Consider the following 16,136-nt stretch of genomic DNA (forward strand, 5'->3'; position numbering starts at 1 on the left):
GTCCCCCGTACGGCCTGGGCGCAGCCCAACCGCGCTTTGGTCTTCTCCGCAACCAGCTTTTCCGGTTGCGGAGAAGACCAAAGGGTGGTTGCCTCCGGCAGGCCGTACGGGGGACGAACCGACGCCCTTCCACCCCCCCGGTGGCTTGCCGCGCGGCGAGCACCGCTTTTCGCTTTTGATCTTCCAAGCTTTTGATCTCTCAAGCTTTGATCTTGAGAGCGCGAAGCGCGTAAGGCTCAAGAGCGAAGCGATGCCCAAAGCTCTTGAAAGTCAAAGACGGCGCATGACCAAGACAGCGTTCCAACTGGCGACCTCGCGCAACCCGGGAACGTGAGCCACCCAAGCCGCCCAAGAAGGGTGGTACCTCGGGAAGGCGCGAACCAGCACGGCGTCCTCCCGCCCCCGAAGCCACCCCAACGCGGCCCCGAACGAGAACGCGAACAAGCTGACCCCGAACCGGTTCTTCGGCTCCGCCCCGTTCTTCGCCGCGAACCGACGCGCCGCGAAGTCCCCACCCAGGTAGTGCCACGGCGAAGTCTCGTGCCCGCCCCAAGGCGACAGCCACGGCGTGAACGACAAGAACACCGTCCCGCCCGGCTTGGTCACCCGGACCATCTCCGCCAGCATCGCGTGCGGCTCGGACACGTGTTCCAGCACGTTGGACGAGTAGCAGACGTCCACCGAACCGGTCCGCACCGGCAAGTTCGTCCCGCTGGCCCGCACCATGTCCTGCCCCGGCGCGCCGCGCGCGGACAACTCGCCCACGTCGGGGTCCAGCCCCACGTACCGGGCGCCCTTGCCGCGAAAAGCCTCCGAGAAGTACCCCGGCCCGCCTCCAACATCCAACAAGAGCTTGCCCGCCAAGGACGTGAAGGACTCGACCTGGTTCGCCGAGTCCTCCGCCAGCGTGCGGTAGAACGTGTCGCGGTCGGTCTGCTCGTTGCGGAACGCGCGGAACAGCTTGACCGACCGGCCCAGTGTCGCGGCGTGCACGGTCAGCGCTTGACGGTGCCGTAGTCCACGACGCCGCCCGCACCGTTCGCGGCGGGCGCGTTCTCCAGCTCGACCTTGCGGTCGGGGCTGTTGGCGCTCACCAGTGCCACGGTGCCGCCGATCGCCAGGGCGATGCCCGCCAGAACCACGACGACTGCTGCGACGATCTTGCCCACGGGTCACTCCTCGCGTCGGTGGAACACCAATCTACCGGCCGGTAACCATTGCCACAACAGACATCCAGCCAAAAACCCGAACCCCACGACATTCGCCGCGACCGCAACCCCGAGGTTCTCCGGCGCCACGACCACCACCACCCCCGGCACCCGGTACAGGGTGAGCCACTGCCCCCGGAAAACCTCGTCCAACCCGCTCAAATCAGGCAACGCCCCAGGCGTGCCGTGCTCCACCAGCACCCACCCGATCCCCGCAGCACCAAGGTCCCCGCGCTCCAACGCCCGCCGGACAGCCGGCATCCGCGTGTCCTCACCGGCCACCGCAACCCCGCTGACGTACACCGTGTCATCCACGACGGTCGTACGCGGCAACATCCGAGGCGCGGGATCCAGCTGCGTGCGGTAGCCATTCCACTCGAACCGCCGAAACGCCCCCAACGGCAACGAAAGCACATCCCCCGGCCGGGGGTCTCCGCTCAGCACCTCCCGAACCCGCCCCCAATCCCCCGGGTACTGCACCACATCAAGCCGTCCCCACCCCGCCCAAGCCAGGTCCGGCATGGCCACAACAGGCACCGCCACCGCCACAGCCAGCACAGCTCCCCGCCCCCGCGATAGCCTCCGCCCCACCACCTCCACGGTCAACGCAACCCCGACCGCCAACGGAAGCGCCCACCAAGCCACCCACTTCTGCGCATCCCGCAACAACGCCGCCCCCGGCACCGAAGCGACCGCCCACTCCAACACCCCACGCCCCAACGGCAGATGCGCAAACAGCGCAGCCACCAACCCCACCCCGCCCAAACCAACCAACCCCCAGCCCCACTCCCGCCCCAGCCGGGGAAAACTCACCACCGCCAACCCCGCCACCGCGACCGTCAACACCGGCACCAGCGACAGTTCCCGGCTAGCCGGCACGACATCGGCGTTCCAAAACCCGCCCAACCCCAGCACGGCCACCACCGCACCGCCCCAGTTCTCGCCCTTGGCGGCGAACACCCACACCGCCTCCGGCGCGGACAACACCGCCCCGGCCCTCACCACAGACGGCGCCACCCACGGCAGGTTCACCAAAACCACCGCAGGCGCAACCCTCACCACCCTCCGCCACCCCGCACCAGCCAACGCGACGGCACCCACCAGCACCCCACCGGTAGGCGTCAACGCCCCCAGCGCAACCCACAACACCAACCGCGTCAACGCCTTCGGCTCCCCGCGCCGAACCGCCAACCCAGCCGCCGCAACCCAAGGCAGACACGCATAAGCCAACAAATAAGGCCAATGCCCCATGAACAACCGCTCGGCAACGTACGGCGTCCACCCGTAGAAAGTCGCCGCAACCAACCGAGTCCCGACAACCCCGGACGGAACCAGCCGCCCCGCTCCCCACGGCCCCAACACCAAAGCCGTTACCAGCAAACACTTCTGCACCACGTCACCAGGCAGAACCCAGGTGAGCAACGCCACGACCGCGTCCGCCGGCACCGACCGCGCCGGCGTGCTCCCGGCCCCCACCCCGTCCGGCGACAACGACTGCTCGGGCGCGAACACCATGTCGTACGACAGCACGAACCCGCGCCCCAGCAAGGGAAACAGCACGGCAAGTGCCAGAATCACACTCCACCCGGGCAGGATCAGCCGCCGCATCAAGGGTTCTCACCGCCCCCGCACCCGGCTACAGTGCACACACTGCTCGCTGCACACCACACCGTTCGCTGACCCCGGAGGTCCGCCGTGGCCGTCAGCTCGACCCGGCAACCCGTGCGCGGCCAAGCCCTCGCGGTCACCGCCGGCGTGATGGTCGCCAACGCCTCGGGCTACGTGCTCACCGTGGTGGCGGCCCGGGTGCTGGCCCCAGCCGCGTTCGGCGAACTCGGTGCCCTCCTGGCCGTTCTGCTCGTCGGCGCGGTCCCCGCGATGGGCTTGCAGACCTACGTGGCCCTCAAAGTGGCCGCCGACCCGGAGAAGTCGCGCCAGCCAGTAGTCGGCCTGGGTCTCGCCATCGCCACAGCCGTCACAACTCTCGCCGCCCTCGCCGTCCCCATCGCCGTCCCACTCCTCCGCGTATCCGACGTCGGTGCCGTCATCTGGCTGGCTCTCTGCGTCGGACCGCTCACCCTCAACGGCCTCTGGCACGGCCTCCTCCAAGGTGACCGCCGGTACGCACTGTTCGGCGTACTGGTCGCCCTCGAAGCCGCAAGCCGCGTCGGCGGCGCGCTCATCGCCCTCGCATGGACCGGCACCACCACCGGGACGCTCGCCGGCGCGGCCATCGGCACCGCCGCCTCCACCACCATCGGCTGGCTCGCGTGCCGGCGACCGACACCCGCCAGGTTCGCCACGACCGACGTCCGCGAAGTGCTGCACGCCGGTCAGGCCCTGCTCGCCGTGGTCGTCCTGGTGAACCTGGACCTGCTGCTGGCGCGGCACGTCCTGCCCGCCGCCGCGTCCGGCGAGTACGCGGTCGGCGCGGTGCTGACGAAGATCGCCTACTGGCTGCCGCACGCGATCGCGGTCATCCTCCTGCCCCGCCTGGCCCATCCCGAGGGCAGCGGGAAGGCGCTCGGATCGGCGCTTGCGATCTGCGCCGCCCTGGACGGCGTGGTCGTGCTCGGCGCGGCGCTGTTCGGCCCCACGGCGACCCGAATCATCGGTGGCCAGTCCTACGCCGACACCGCGCTCCCGCTGTGGGCGTTCGCGCTCGTCGGCACCCTGCTCGCACTCGCGCAGCTCCTGCTCTACGCCCGGATCGCGGGCCGCGACCGCAAGGCCACTTTGCTGCTGTGGCTGGCGGTCGGAGTCGAGACCGCGCTGGTCATGCTGTGGCTCAACGACTCCCCGGCGCAGACCGTGTCGGCCGCCGTGGTCGCCACGGCCGGGCTGGTGGTGTCCGGCGCGGTCGTGGAGGCACGCGCTAGGCGGCACGGTCGAGCCACCTGATCCGCGCGGACACCACGGCGGCCAGTGCCACGAGCACCGCCGCCTGCGCGACCGTCCCGTACGCCCAGTCCTGCCCGTGCCCCAGCGCCCGCCCGGTGACACCCACCGCCGTGGCGACGAGCATCCCGCCGAACGCCAACGCCATCGACACCGCACGCCGGTAGTCCGGCACGAGACTGCGCAGGAACAGGCACGACAGCAACGCCACCACACCCGCCATGCCACCCAACAACCCGAGGAGCACGACCAGCACCCACGGCACCCATCGGTCACCGCCGGCCCCGACCGACACCCTCAGCCGCCGCCCCGGCACCACAGCCATCAGGACCAGCACCAAGACCGCCGCCGCACCCACCAACAACCGCGACCGGTAGGACGAGTCCGGCACGAACTCCAGCGCCACCGTCACCGGCCCACCCGACGGCAACACCCAAGCCTGCTGCCACCCGTCGACCCGTGTCCGCTCCAACGGCTTGCCGTCAACGGTCGCCACCCAACCGTCGTTCGCGTTCTCCGGCACCGCGAGCACCGCATCCGGGCCCGCCCCGACCCGCACCTCCCGCGAAGCCGCCGTCCACGACACGACATCCACGGACCGGTGCCGGACCTGCGCCGCCGGCGCACCGGAAGGCTTCAACCACACGTCCTGCACCACGAAGTCCGCCGACCGCCCGCCCCGCAGCTCGTGGTCGCCCTCGCCCAACACCAAGCCCTCGGCCAGGTCCGGGCACGTGGTCAGCCGCAACGGCCGGTGCTCGACCAGGTCCGCCACCGTGCCGGACACCGACGTGTCGTACTCGACCCCGTCGATCCGCAACGACGGCCCCTGCCCGCACGGCGCGGTGACCGGCGTGTCCGGGGTGGTGGCCGGCAGGTCGACGCCGACCAGCGACAACTCCGTGATCCCGGGCGGCCCGTCGAAGCTCTCCCGGCGCACCACGGACACCTCGACCCGGTCCGTCGTGGTCTCGAACTCGACCACTCCGCCATCACCCACCGGCCGCCGCACCGTCCCGGCCGCCGTCGTGATGTCCACTTCGGACGGTGCACTCGCACCGGATCCGGAGTCGACGAAAACCTTCAGCCCCCGCACCTCCCGCGGCTCGTCGAACGTGAACCGCAGGGTCGGGCGCTCATCGGTGTGGTCGGCGATCCACGTCGTGGTCGGATCACCGTCCACGGCCATCGAAGGAGCCGCAGCCGGGTCACCGGCCAACTGCGTGGACCCCGAAACCGTCACCCCGGGCAGCCGCACCGGAGGCGTCGCGCCGCCGGCCGGCAGCACGGTCCCGTCCACGGTGTAAGTCGCCTTCGCGCCGGTCCGGAACAGCCGGTGCACGCCCGAGGGTTCCTCGCCGAACCGGGTCAGGCCCGCGTCGCACCGCACCACGCCGTCCACCCGCAGGCACGCGAACCGGGGCTGCGCCCCGCGGCTGAACGCGAACCCCGTCCGCTGCCCGTCCGCCGGAGCCACGTCCGACGGCACCCGCAGCGCCCGCTCGGGCTCGACACCGGGCACGGACAGTTCCGCGATGCCCGCGTTGCCCGTGGTCCGGCCGGCCGCGAGGGCCAGCACGGTCACCCGCACCCGACCGGTCAACCCGGCCGCCACGGGGAACCGCTGCTCACCCTGCCCGCGCTCCACCTCGTGCTCGACCTCGCCCGCGTCGGTCGAGATCCGGATGCGGGTCACCGGCCAGCCCACGCGGCGGTCGTCCACCACGCGCAGGCCGACCTCGGTCACCACCCGGGGCGTGTCCAGCGCGACCTCCAGCCACTGCCCGATCGCACCGTCCACAGTGGACGACTGCCAGGCGGTGTAGGGGTCGCCGTCCACCGCCGCGAACGGCATCGACGACTGGTCCGAGCCGCGCACCGAGTCCGCGAACCCGGCCGACGTCGAGGCGGTGATCCCGCGGATGCCCCGGTGCACGGCCACCGTCCGGTGCTCCAGCCCGTCGAACGGCAGCACGTCCAGCGCGGGCCGCACCTGGCGGGGCCGTTCGTCGACGGTCAGCGTCTGGCCGAGGTTGTCCCGCATCCGGCCCACGTTCCGCTCGCGGTTGCGCAGACCGTCGGTGACCAGCCAGTCCGTGCCTTGCGGGGCACCGCCGTCACCCGCCAGCACGGTCGGCCGGTCGGCCGCGAGCAGCCCGGAGTCGAGCAGCGGCAACAGGGATTCCGGGCCGCCGCTGACCGTGGCCACGTCCTGCGCCGCCACCGCGACCGCCCGCCGGACGTCCCGCTCGACCTCGTAGACCTCCAGCGCGGGCACGGCGGGGAGGGTGGTGTCGACCTTGACCGGCGAGGGTGCGGCCTCCCCGAACCCGGCCACCCGCTTGATCCCCGGCGACCGCTCCAACGCCGTCCGCAGCACCGCGATCGGCGGCACGTCCGTCTCCACGCGGGAGACGTCGTTGCGCAGCACCAGGAACCGGTGCCCGGACCGGGCCAGGAAGTCCGCGAGGCCGGGCGCGCCGCGACCGTCCGCCAGCGCGTCCTCCACGGCGTCCATCAGCCGGGTGTTGCCCTCCGACCCGAGCGGGATCTGGCTGCGCAGCGCCCACGGCGAGCGCGCCAGCGCCTGCACCGGTTCGTCGATCGGCCGGCCCCAGGTGTACTCGGCGAACCCGGTGCCGGGCACGATCAGCGCCCGCGACCCGGGGTCGGCCTGCGCCAACCACTCCGCCGCTTCCTCCCAGTGGCCGGGGATCTCGTCCCACCCCGGACCGGGTCGGAGCGTGAGCAACCAGGCCGGCGCGGCGGCGACCACCACGACCAGCGCGCCCGCCGCCACCCGTGCCCGACGCGCCAGGACCGGCGAGACCACCCGCCGCAGCAGGGGGAGCCGACCGGTCAGGGCGTGGGCGAGGGCAAGGGACAGCGGCAGCCGCAGGCCGGGTTCGAGCTTGTGCACGTTGCGGAGTGGGGCGAGCGGGCCGTCCAGCAGGGCTCGGACCGTCTCGGACAGCGGGCTGTCCAGCGCGCCGACGTACCCGATGGTCAGCAGCGTGGCCCCGGTGACCACGCCCAGCGTCAGGAACAGCCGCTCGGGCAGGCTCGTGCGGGCCAGGCCGGCCAGCGCGACCGCCGCGAGCAGACCGGTGGCGGCCATCAGGAACGGGTTGTCCACCAGCAGGAACCCGGCCGGCCACCACGGCGTGCCCTGCACGACGTAGGCCACCCACTGGTTCGTGCCGCGCAGCACCTGGAACAGCGACGTCGGCGAGGTGGTGTTGGTCGCGGACTCCACGTAGTCGACGAACGGCAGGCTGTACTGGCCCAGCAGCACCAACGGCAGCAGCCACCACAGGACGGCCGCCGTCACCGCGCCCGCCCACCACAGCACCAGCTTCACGTGCGGCCACGACCACTTCCGGGTCAGCAGCCACAACCCCGGCAGGACCAGCGCCATCACCACGACCGCGCCGTTGATCCCGCCCATCCCCAGGACCGCCAACCCGGACAACCCCGCGGCTTTGCGTGGCCCCCGACGGTCGGCCTTGACGAGCGGCAGCAGCACCCACGGCAGCATCACCGCGGCCAGCATCTCGGCGGTCAGCGGGCCGATCTCGGTGAGCATCCGCGGGGCCAGCGCGTAGGCCAGGGCGCCGACGTGCCGGGCGGGTTCGCTGCCGATCCCCATGGCCCGCGACAGGAGCAGCGCGCCCCCGTACGCCAGGCACAGCAGCAGCGCGCACCACAGGCGCTGGGTGATCCACGGCGGCAGCCCCGCCAGGTCGCCCAGCAGGAAGAACGGCCCCATCGGGAACAGGTAGCCGTAGGCCTGGTTCTGCAGTTCGCCGCCGCTGGCCATGGGGTTCCACAGGTGCAGCGCGCGGCCCAGGAACGCGGCCGGGTCCACGACCAGGTCGAGCTTGGTGTCGAACGTGGTGCGCCCCGGGAGTTGGAGGAACGACAGGACCGTCAGTCCCACCAGCACCCAGGGGGTCGGCCTGGTGCGGATGTCAGCGCCTCCCACCGAGCTTGCGGATCACGTATCTGGTGGACACCCAGTGCGTCTCGGGTTCCGGTGTCGTGGCGGTGTCCACGACCTCGCCGCCGTGCGCGTTCACGACTGCCCGCACCCTCGCTTCGGGCAGTGCCGTCATGCGCATCGGCGCCGGGTAGCCGAGGACGGCGCGCTGTGCGAACCGGACCACCGGGTTGGGCGCGATCCGCCACCCGATGCCCTTGAGCGTCCACAGTGGACGGGTCGTGCACTGGACCAGCGCCACCGCGCCCGGCCGCAGCACGCGCACGAACTCGGCCAGGTACTCGGTGATCACCCGCTTGGGCAGGTGCTGGAGCACCAGTTCCGAGAACACCAGGTCGAAGCTGCCGCTGGGGAACACGTGCAGGTCGGGCGACTCGTTGAGCACGAACCGGCAGCGCCCGCCGCTGCGGTCCAACGCCCGCGCGGTCTCCAGCATCGGCACCGACACGTCCACGCCGACGACCTCCTCGGCGTGCTCCGCGAGCGCCTGCGACAGCCGCCCCGCGCCGCACCCGAAGTCCAGCACCCGGTCCCAGGCGGTCGGCAGACCCAGCCGGTCGAGCCACGCGCGGGCCCGCTCGACGTCCCGCCGGCCCTGAGCGAGGAACTCGTCGACGTCCCACCGCCCGCCGCGCTTGTCCGGCGCCACGCTCACCGCCCACAGCGGGTCCTGCGCGCCGAGCGTGGTCCAGTCCTGACGAACCTGGTCGAAGTCCACCCGATCTTCCCGATCTCTCCCGTGGAGCCGTGGGCGCTCGTGTCGGGAATGTAGCCATCGGGGCGTTGGTCCGGGCGACAGAAGATGTTGTGCGCGGGGACAAGAGGCGTTGGCCGGAGGTGGGTTAACGTGCGATGACGTCTGGTCGGCGGTGTGGCGTCCGGTCGACGGCGGTGGCGTCTGGTCGGCGGGGCGGTGCGCGGTCGGCGGGGATGGCGTCTGGTCGACGGGGATGGCGTGGTCGACGGGAGTGGACATGCGTGCTCGGCGTGCTCCCGCCGTGGTGTTCGGGGTGCTCCTCCTGCTCGCGGTGGCCGCGTGGGTCGGTGTGCCGCACCTGCGCTTCGGCTCCGGCGACTGTTCGCGCGTGAGCGCCTTGTCGGTCAGCGTGGCGCCTGAGCTGGCGCCCGCTGTAGAGGCGGCGGCTGCTCGTTTGACGTGCGCCCAGGTGAGTGTGGCGGCCCGGGATTCCGCTTTGGTGGCGGAGAACCTGGCCGGCGTGGACGTCTGGATCCCGTCCTCGACGACCTGGTTGCGGCGGGCGCAGGCCGGGAAGTCGTGGGACCTGCCGGTGCGCGGGACGTCCGTGGCGATGTCACCGGTGGTCCTGGGCCTGACCGAGGAGGCCGCGGCCGGACTGGGGATGCCCACCTCGTGGAACCGGGTGCTGGCCGACCTGAGGGTGGGCTTGCCCGACCCGGCACGCGACCCGGTGGGGCTGTCGGTGGTGGTCGGTGCGCGGCAGTTGGCGGCGGACTCGGCGGAGCTGACCGTGTCCCTGCGCAAGCTGTCCGCCGGGGTGGGCGCTTCGGACGGACCTGCGGTGGCGTTGTCGGAACAGGCGTTGCTCAAGCACAACCGCGATGGGGCTGGGAAGCGGTTGGTGCCGGTGTATCCGGATCCGGCCGTGCCGGCGCTGGACTACCCGTTCACCGTTCTGCCGCAGGCCCGCGACCGTGATACCGCCCAGGCGCTGTTGTCCGCGCTGCTGGAGACGCCGTTGCCCGGGGACCTTCGCTCCCCGGACGGCCACGCGGCGGCGGAGCAGGTGGTCGAGCGGGTCGAGCCGGTCGCCGTGCCCGAGCCTGACGTGGTCGACGAGGTCCTCAACCAGTGGGCGGTCATCAACCTGAGCGGGAGGCTGCACATCCTGCTGGACGTGTCCGGTTCGATGGGCCAGGCCGTGCCGGGTACCGGGAAGAACCGGATGGCGGTCACGGTCGGGGCCGCCGAAGCCGGGTTCGGCATCGTCAAGTCGACCACGAAGGTCGGCGTGTGGCTGTTCTCCACGAACCTCGACGGCGACCGCGACCACCGCGAACTGCTGCCCGTCAAGACCGTCGCCGAGCACCTGGCGAGCGGGTCGCCGGAGAAGTTGCGCTCGGTGCGCGCCATCGAGGGCGGCGCGACCGGCCTCTACGACAGCGTCCTGGCCGGCTACCGGTCGGCTCGGGAGAACTGGGAGTCCGGTCGGCTCAACGTGGTCGTGGTGATGACCGACGGGCGCAACGAGGACCCGGCGGGCATCAGCCGTGAAACGCTCTTGGCGGAACTCGCCGCCCTCCAGGACCCGCGCCGCCCGTTGCCCGTGGTGGCCCTGGGTATCGGTGGGGACGCGGACCTGGCGGAGCTGACCGAGATCGCGTCGGCGACCGGCGGGAAGGCGTTCACCACGCCCGATCCGGCGGCGATCTCCGGCATCTTCCACACGGCGCTGAGCGGGATGCTGTGCCAGCCGCCTTCGTGCAAGCCCTAGCTGAGGCGCGGTAGGCGGGGGCCGACCTTCGTCGCGTTGTCGCCGAAGACGAAGGCTGATGGTTCGCACTGGGCGATGAAGTCGCCGGGGAACCCGATCTCGAAGTTCGTCGCCGTGTCGAGTTCCGCGATGGCTTCGGGTGGGAGTTCGAGGTCCAGCGCGCCGAGGTTGTCGGTGAGTTGGGTGGCGCTGCTGATGCCGATGATGGGCAACACGGTTGGTGATTTGGCTCGGGTCCAGGCCAGCGCGACCTGGGCGGGGGTTGCTCCTAGTTCGGCTGCGATGGTTTTCAGGGCCTCTATGGCAGGTAGTTCGTGCGCGTCGGGCTGGACTCGGGAGCCGCCGACCAGCTTGCCGGCGGCCAGTGGTGCCCACGCGGCCACGCTCAACCCGAACGTCTCCGCCATGGGCAGCAACTCGCGCTCGATGTCCCGTTTGAGCAGGTTGTAGGGCACTTGGATGCCGGCGAACGGCGTCCAACCGCGGAGGTGGGCCAGGGTGTTCGCGTGGGCCACCACCCAGGCGGGTGCGTCGGAGATGCCGACGTACAGGATTTTGCCTGCGCTGACCGCGTCGTCGAGGGCGCGCATGGTCTCTTCGACGGGGGTGTGGCGGTCCCAGATGTGCACCCAGAAGATGTCGACGTGGTCGGTGCGCAGGCGTTGGAGGCTGCGTTCGAGGGAGAGGCGGAGGTTCTTGCGGTGGTTGCCGGCGCCGTTGGGGTCGGCGGCGTCGCGGGAGAGGGTGTACTTGGTGGCCAGGACGAACCGGTCGCGGTTGGTGTCGGTGTCGGCCAGGATGTCGCCGAGGATGGTCTCGCTGTCACCGTAGGCGGAGGCGGTGTCGAGGACGTTGCCGCCGGCGTCGGCGTAGGTGCCGACGATGCGGCTCGCTTCAGCGCGGTCCTGGAAGACCATGGTGCCCAGCAACAACTCGGAGACCCGCAGGCCGGTCTGCCCGAACAGTCGGTACTTCATGGGTGCCAGGGTGCCGGGGTGGGGAGGGCGGAGGGAGACCGTGGGAGGGACCCTCTGGAGCGGGAATCGCGTTCCTCCTCAAGTTTGCGTGGAGTGTGTCCTGTTTGACCCGCGAAGCGTGGATTTGAGCGTGGAGCGTCTCGTTCAAAGATCAAAAGCGCCTCGCCGGCGGGCGGGCCGCCAAGGATGACACAAGCAAGAAGCCCAGGTTGAGGTGTGTGCCCCGGCGGCACGCCCGGCGGCGCTGCGCGCCGAAAAGCTGTTGGCGGTCCCGGCCTGGGCGTTTTGGTGGCAACTAGGCTCGTGGGCATGGGTGACTCCGCACTGGGCAGGTTCCTGCGCGCTCGGAGGGAGGCGACCAGGCCGGAACTGGTCGGGTTGCCGGTGGGGACGCGGCGGCGGACGCCTGGGTTGCGGCGGGCTGAGGTGGCTGCGTTGGCTGGGATCAGTGTCGAGTACCTGATTCGGCTTGAGCGGGGGAGTGATAGGCAGCCTTCGGCTTCCGTGTTGGGGGCGCTGGCCGATGTCTTCGGGTTGGCTGCTGAGGAACGGGCGCATTTGCATCGGTTGGTCAAGGCTGGGGCGTCGTGTGCGGCGGTGGCGGTCAGGGAGCCGGTTCGGGACTCGGTGTTGGCGGTGCTTGATCGGTTGGATTTTGCCTATGTGGTTGATCCGGCTGGGGATGTGTTGGCGTGTACCGATGGGTTTCGGGCGTTGGCCTTGCCCATTGGGTTGTTTGACGGAGGCGCGCCGAATCTGGCGCGGTACGTGTTCACCGATCCTCGGGCGCGGGAGGTGTTTCCGGATTGGGATGCCGTTGCCGATGAGCGGGCTGCGGGGGTGAGGGCGGCGGCGGATTTGGGGGATCATGCGGCGGCCGTGGTGGTCGAGGAGCTTTCGATCGTTGCGGGGCGGGAGTTCAGTGGGCGGGCCGGTAGTGCGTTGCCCCGGTGGAGTGGGGTTGAGCGGTGGGTGCACCCGGTGGTCGGGGAGTTGCGGTTCGCGTTTGAAGGGCTTGTGGTGGCGGGAGGTGACGAGTGCCGGCTGGTGGTGTTGCTGCCGGACGACGACGTGACGGAGAAGGCGCTTCTCACTCTTGAGAGGGAGATCCAAGACCGCTCTCACGGGTGATCAGCCGGCGGCTGCGTTTACGCAGGATGATCGGCATGAACGCATACATCGCAGCACCGCTGCTGGTCCTCTTCTACGGCCTCGCTCGGATGGTTGACGGGTTCGACGGGGAGCGTGGCCCTGGGGCTGCCTGGACGCTCGGGCATCTGGCCTTCCTCGCCGCGTTGCTGTTGTTCATCCGGATCTTTTGGGACATGGCTGCTCGCATTGGGCCGCGTGCCCTTTGGGTGGCCGCTGTTGCCACGGTTGGGGCGGTGGGGTTCATCGGGCAGTTCGCGGTGGACGTGGTGGTGGGGTTGATCGCCTCCGACCACGCGGGGATGGCGGCGTTGTCCCGGCAGGTGCGGGAGGTGCCGGGGGTGGCGTTGTTCTGCTACGAACTCGCGCCCTACGTCTTCTCCGTCGGGCAGCTCACGCTTGTGGTGATGTTGGCGCTGCGCAAGGAAGTTCGCGTGTGGACGCCGGTGTTGGTGTTCGCGGACCTCGTGATGCCGATCGTTTCCAAGGATCTGATCCCGGTGGGTGCGGTGCTGCTGTTCGTTTCCTTCCTGCCGTTGGCGCGGCGGCGGGCGTCGGTGCTTGTGTGAGGATGATCGGCGTGCTGATCCGGTGGGGGCTTCCCGTGCTGGTCGCGGCGGCCCAGCTGTGGCCGTTCGCGATCGGGGACGAGTCGTACGGGTCGCCCGGGTATCTCGTCGTCCTGGCTTCGGCCGTGCCGTTGTTCTGGCGGCGGCAGGCGCCGATGGTGGTGTTGGTGGCGGTGCTGCTGATCGCTGCTTCGTACGACCATGTCGGCGAGGTGCCGGGACAGCCTGTTTGGTACGCGGCGATCGTGGCGATGCACGCGGTTGGGGCGTATGCGGGGCCGCGGGCTCGGGTCGCTGCGTTGGTGTTGTCGATCGGTGGGACGTTGGTTGCGGTGGGGCCGGTGACGGCGTTGCGGACGATCGCCCTGCTGGTCGCCGCCTACGCGGTGGGTCGGGTGAACGCGGCCGCCGTCGAGCGGGCCGAGCGGCTGGAGCGGGAGCGCGAGGTCGAGGCGGAGCGCGCGGCCGAGCGGGAACGGGCGCGGATCGCGCGGGACATGCACGACATCCTGTCGCACGCGGTCAGCGTGATGGTGGTGCAGGCGGAGGCGGGGCCGGTGGTGCTGCGCGCCGACCCGGCCCGGGCGGAGGCGGCGTTCGACGCGATCGCGTCGGCGGGGCGGGACGCGATGGCCCAGTTGCGGCGCATCCTCGCGGTGCTGGACGACGACGGCGGTCCGCGTGCGCCGCAGCCGACGCTGGACGACCTGCCGGGGCTGGCCGAGCAGGTGCGGCGGGCCGGGGTCGAGGTGGACTTCGCGGTGTCGGGGTCGCCGGTGCCGCTGCGGCCCGATGTCGCGGTCGCGGCCTACCGGATCACGCAGGAAGCGCTGACCAACGTCGTGCGGCACGCGGGGGCGGCGCGGGCGGGCGTTCGACTGGAGTGGAAGGCCGATGAGCTGGTGATCAGCGTGGTGGACGACGGGCGGGGCGCGACCTCGACGAGGGGTGGGCGGGGGTTGATCGGCATCCGGGAGCGGGCGGCGGCGTGCGGTGGGTTCGCGGAGGTCGGTCCGCGGGTGGACGGGGCCGGGTTCCGCGTGTCGGTGCGGTTGCCGGCATGAGCACCCGGGTGGTGGTCGCCGACGACCAGGAGCTGGTGCGGGCCGGGTTCGCCATGATCCTCGACGCCCAGCCGGACATCGAGGTCGTCGCCGAGGTGGGTGACGGTGCGGCGGCGGTTTCGGCGGTGCGGGAGTCGCGGCCGGACGTGGCGTTGCTGGACGTGCGGATGCCCGGGATGGACGGGATCGAGGCGGCGCGAGCGGTCAGCGGGGTGACCAAGGTGCTGATGCTGACCACGTTCGACGTGGACGAGTACGTGTTCGAGGCGTTGAAGGCGGGGGCGAGCGGGTTCCTGCTCAAGGACGTGCGGCGGGACGACCTGGTGCACGCGGTGCGGGTGGTGGCGGCGGGGGAGGCGTTGCTCGCGCCTTCGGTGACCCGGAAGCTGATCGCGCGTTTCACGGCGCCGACGCCGACCGTGCGGCTGCCCGCGCTGACCGCGCGGGAGCAGGAGACGCTGGCGCTGATCGCGCGCGGCCTGACCAACGCCGAGATCGCGGCGGCGATGGTGGTCACCGAGCACACGGTGAAGACGCACGTCAGCAACGTGCTGGCCAAGCTGGGGCTGCGCGACCGGGTCCAGGCGGTGATCGCGGCCTACGAGTCGGGGCTGGCGGTGCCCGGGTTCAGCTCTTCGCCCTGACGGCGGCGGTGATCCGGCGTTCCGCGTCGTCGAGGTAGCGGAGGAGTTCGGCGCGGGCGGCTTCGGCGTCGCCGGCGACGACCAGTTCGGCGATGGTCCGGTTCCAGGCGAGGTACGGCTCGTGCAGCGACCGGGGGTCGCCGGTGAGCAGGAAGGCCAGGCGGAGTTCGGCGAACAGCTGGGTGAACAGCCGGTCCAGCCGCTGGCTGCGGCACGGTTCGACCAGCGCCCGGTGCAGGTCGAGGTTCGCGGTGCCGACGCCGCGCCAGTCGCCGGCGCGGGCGGCGGCTTCGGCGGTGCCGGCGATGTCGAGCAGGCGGGCGGCGGCCCGCGGGTCGGCGACCAGGGCGTCGAGGCCGAGGGGTTCGAGGAGCTTGCGGGTGCGGAAGATGTCGGCCACGTCCTCGGCGGTGACGACGCGGACGAACACGCCGCGGTAGGGCTCGCGGACGATCAGTTCGTCCTGGATGAGGACGCGGAACGCTTCGCGGATGGTGTTGCGGGAGATGCCGAGCGCGGTGGAGAGCTGCTCTTCGCGGAGCTGGCGGCCGGGTTCGAGGAGGCCGTCGGTGATGCGCTTGCGGAGGACGGCGGCCACCTGGTCGGCGGTGTTCAGGCGGTGCGGCGGCACCTGGTCCGCGGGGTCGCCACCCGACGCCGTCATCGGCTCTCCGTTCCTCGCGGTTCGAAACGCGGCCACTATAGCCGCGCGGCGGCCGGCCGATCGGCCCGACATGCGGCCTGACCGGTGCCTGCTTCGCACAGGCTTCGGGCGGCTCTTGGGCCGGCTTCGCGCCGACTCCGCGCCGGCTTTCCGCTGGCTCCGCGCCGGCTTCGCGCAGCCTTCGGACCGGCTTCGCGCGGGCTTCTGGCCGGGTTCGCGTGAGCCTCGCGTGGCCTCCGGCCCCCGATCCCATTGTCCCATGGGGGTACGACATCGGCGCTCGTCACGGGCAGCGGAGCCACTAGCCGGCCCTCGCCACGCCACCCACCGCTCGCCGCCCTCGCCGCCTCGACCGCTGCCGCCGGGCCGCCCTCGCCGCCTCGACTGCCGCTGCCGGCCGCAACCGCGCCGCCCCACCGCCGCGGTCACCGCCACACGCGACAGCCGGCTGGCTGCCGTCCGAGCGCTCCCCGCACCCGACTCACCACC

At 71.4% G+C, this 16,136-nt stretch carries 13 protein-coding genes; 6 read left to right on the plus strand and 7 right to left on the minus strand.

From position 1 onward, the window contains the following. Window positions 1–270 precede the first annotated feature (270 nt). The 3 genes from RIN75_RS33730 to RIN75_RS33740 are packed head-to-tail and all read right to left on the minus strand — an operon-like array spanning window position 271 to window position 2,768. Window positions 271–993, minus strand: a complete 723-nt coding sequence (locus tag RIN75_RS33730; RefSeq protein ID WP_309116129.1) for a class I SAM-dependent methyltransferase — start codon at window positions 991–993, stop codon at window positions 271–273. 2 nt (window positions 994–995) lie between these two features. Further along, the gene (locus RIN75_RS33735; protein WP_309116130.1) at window positions 996–1,169 is read right to left on the minus strand and encodes a hypothetical protein; all 174 of its coding nucleotides are present in this window, start codon (window positions 1,167–1,169) and stop codon (window positions 996–998) included. Window positions 1,170–1,172: 3 nt separating this feature from the next. Continuing rightward, window positions 1,173–2,768, minus strand: a complete 1,596-nt coding sequence (locus RIN75_RS33740; RefSeq protein ID WP_309116131.1) for a hypothetical protein — start codon at window positions 2,766–2,768, stop codon at window positions 1,173–1,175. A 135-nt stretch (window positions 2,769–2,903) separates the two neighbouring features. On the opposite strand from RIN75_RS33740, the gene RIN75_RS33745 reads away from it, so the two are divergent. Continuing rightward, window positions 2,904–4,109 (plus strand): polysaccharide biosynthesis protein, encoded by a 1,206-nt coding sequence (locus RIN75_RS33745; protein ID WP_309116132.1) that lies wholly within the window; start codon window positions 2,904–2,906, stop codon window positions 4,107–4,109. Here the strand turns inward: RIN75_RS33745 and RIN75_RS33750 are convergent. Both RIN75_RS33750 and RIN75_RS33755 read right to left on the minus strand, forming a co-directional pair. After that, window positions 4,084–8,046 (minus strand): alpha-(1->3)-arabinofuranosyltransferase family protein, encoded by a 3,963-nt coding sequence (locus RIN75_RS33750; protein ID WP_309116133.1) that lies wholly within the window; start codon window positions 8,044–8,046, stop codon window positions 4,084–4,086. The genes RIN75_RS33745 and RIN75_RS33750 overlap by 26 nt on opposite strands. Before the next feature lie 31 nt (window positions 8,047–8,077). Next, the gene (locus RIN75_RS33755; RefSeq protein WP_309116134.1) at window positions 8,078–8,824 is read right to left on the minus strand and encodes a methyltransferase domain-containing protein; all 747 of its coding nucleotides are present in this window, start codon (window positions 8,822–8,824) and stop codon (window positions 8,078–8,080) included. Between the two features lie 256 nt (window positions 8,825–9,080). Here RIN75_RS33755 and RIN75_RS33760 point away from each other — a divergent pair, with 256 nt between their 5' ends. Beyond that, entirely contained in the window at window positions 9,081–10,580 is a 1,500-nt protein-coding gene (locus RIN75_RS33760; RefSeq protein ID WP_309116135.1) for a substrate-binding domain-containing protein, read from the plus strand. On the opposite strand, the gene RIN75_RS33765 is transcribed toward RIN75_RS33760, so the two are convergent. Then, window positions 10,577–11,557: an aldo/keto reductase gene (locus RIN75_RS33765; RefSeq protein WP_309116136.1), complete on the minus strand. Its 981-nt coding sequence runs from the start codon at window positions 11,555–11,557 to the stop codon at window positions 10,577–10,579. The two genes, RIN75_RS33760 and RIN75_RS33765, sit on opposite strands and share 4 nt — an antisense overlap. Before the next feature lie 309 nt (window positions 11,558–11,866). Between RIN75_RS33765 and RIN75_RS33770 the strand changes: the two genes are divergently transcribed. From RIN75_RS33770 to RIN75_RS33785, 4 genes are read left to right on the plus strand one after another with little or no spacing between them, the layout of a single operon-like run. Next, on the plus strand, window positions 11,867–12,688 hold the full coding sequence (locus RIN75_RS33770; RefSeq protein WP_309116137.1) for a helix-turn-helix transcriptional regulator: 822 nt from the start codon (window positions 11,867–11,869) through the stop codon (window positions 12,686–12,688). Window positions 12,689–12,714: 26 nt separating this feature from the next. Continuing rightward, window positions 12,715–13,275 carry a hypothetical protein gene (locus RIN75_RS33775; protein ID WP_309116138.1) on the plus strand — a complete coding sequence of 187 codons (561 nt, stop codon included), beginning with the start codon at window positions 12,715–12,717 and terminating at the stop codon, window positions 13,273–13,275. A gap of 11 nt (window positions 13,276–13,286) precedes the next feature. Further along, window positions 13,287–14,339 (plus strand): histidine kinase, encoded by a 1,053-nt coding sequence (locus RIN75_RS33780; RefSeq protein WP_309116139.1) that lies wholly within the window; start codon window positions 13,287–13,289, stop codon window positions 14,337–14,339. Beyond that, the gene (locus tag RIN75_RS33785; RefSeq protein ID WP_309116140.1) at window positions 14,336–14,983 is read left to right on the plus strand and encodes a response regulator transcription factor; all 648 of its coding nucleotides are present in this window, start codon (window positions 14,336–14,338) and stop codon (window positions 14,981–14,983) included. The genes RIN75_RS33780 and RIN75_RS33785 overlap by 4 nt, the downstream gene beginning before the upstream one ends. Here the strand turns inward: RIN75_RS33785 and RIN75_RS33790 are convergent. Continuing rightward, entirely contained in the window at window positions 14,967–15,647 is a 681-nt protein-coding gene (locus RIN75_RS33790) for a GntR family transcriptional regulator (protein ID WP_309116141.1), read from the minus strand. The genes RIN75_RS33785 and RIN75_RS33790 overlap by 17 nt on opposite strands. Window positions 15,648–16,136: the final 489 nt, after the last annotated feature.

Source organism: Saccharothrix sp., assembly GCF_031180885.1.
Classification (GTDB): domain Bacteria; phylum Actinomycetota; class Actinomycetes; order Mycobacteriales; family Pseudonocardiaceae; genus Actinosynnema.

Excerpts from the sequence above, each read along its gene's own strand:
- RIN75_RS33770 (WP_309116137.1), top strand. The coding sequence starts at position 11,867 with ATGGGTGACTCCGCACTGGGCAGGTTCCTGCGCGCTCGGAGGGAGGCG.
- RIN75_RS33760 (WP_309116135.1), top strand. The coding sequence starts at position 9,081 with ATGCGTGCTCGGCGTGCTCCCGCCGTGGTGTTCGGGGTGCTCCTCCTG.
- RIN75_RS33790 (WP_309116141.1), bottom strand. The coding sequence starts at position 15,647 with ATGACGGCGTCGGGTGGCGACCCCGCGGACCAGGTGCCGCCGCACCGC.
- RIN75_RS33765 (WP_309116136.1), bottom strand. The coding sequence starts at position 11,557 with ATGAAGTACCGACTGTTCGGGCAGACCGGCCTGCGGGTCTCCGAGTTG.
- RIN75_RS33775 (WP_309116138.1), top strand. The coding sequence starts at position 12,715 with ATGATCGGCATGAACGCATACATCGCAGCACCGCTGCTGGTCCTCTTC.
- RIN75_RS33785 (WP_309116140.1), top strand. The coding sequence starts at position 14,336 with ATGAGCACCCGGGTGGTGGTCGCCGACGACCAGGAGCTGGTGCGGGCC.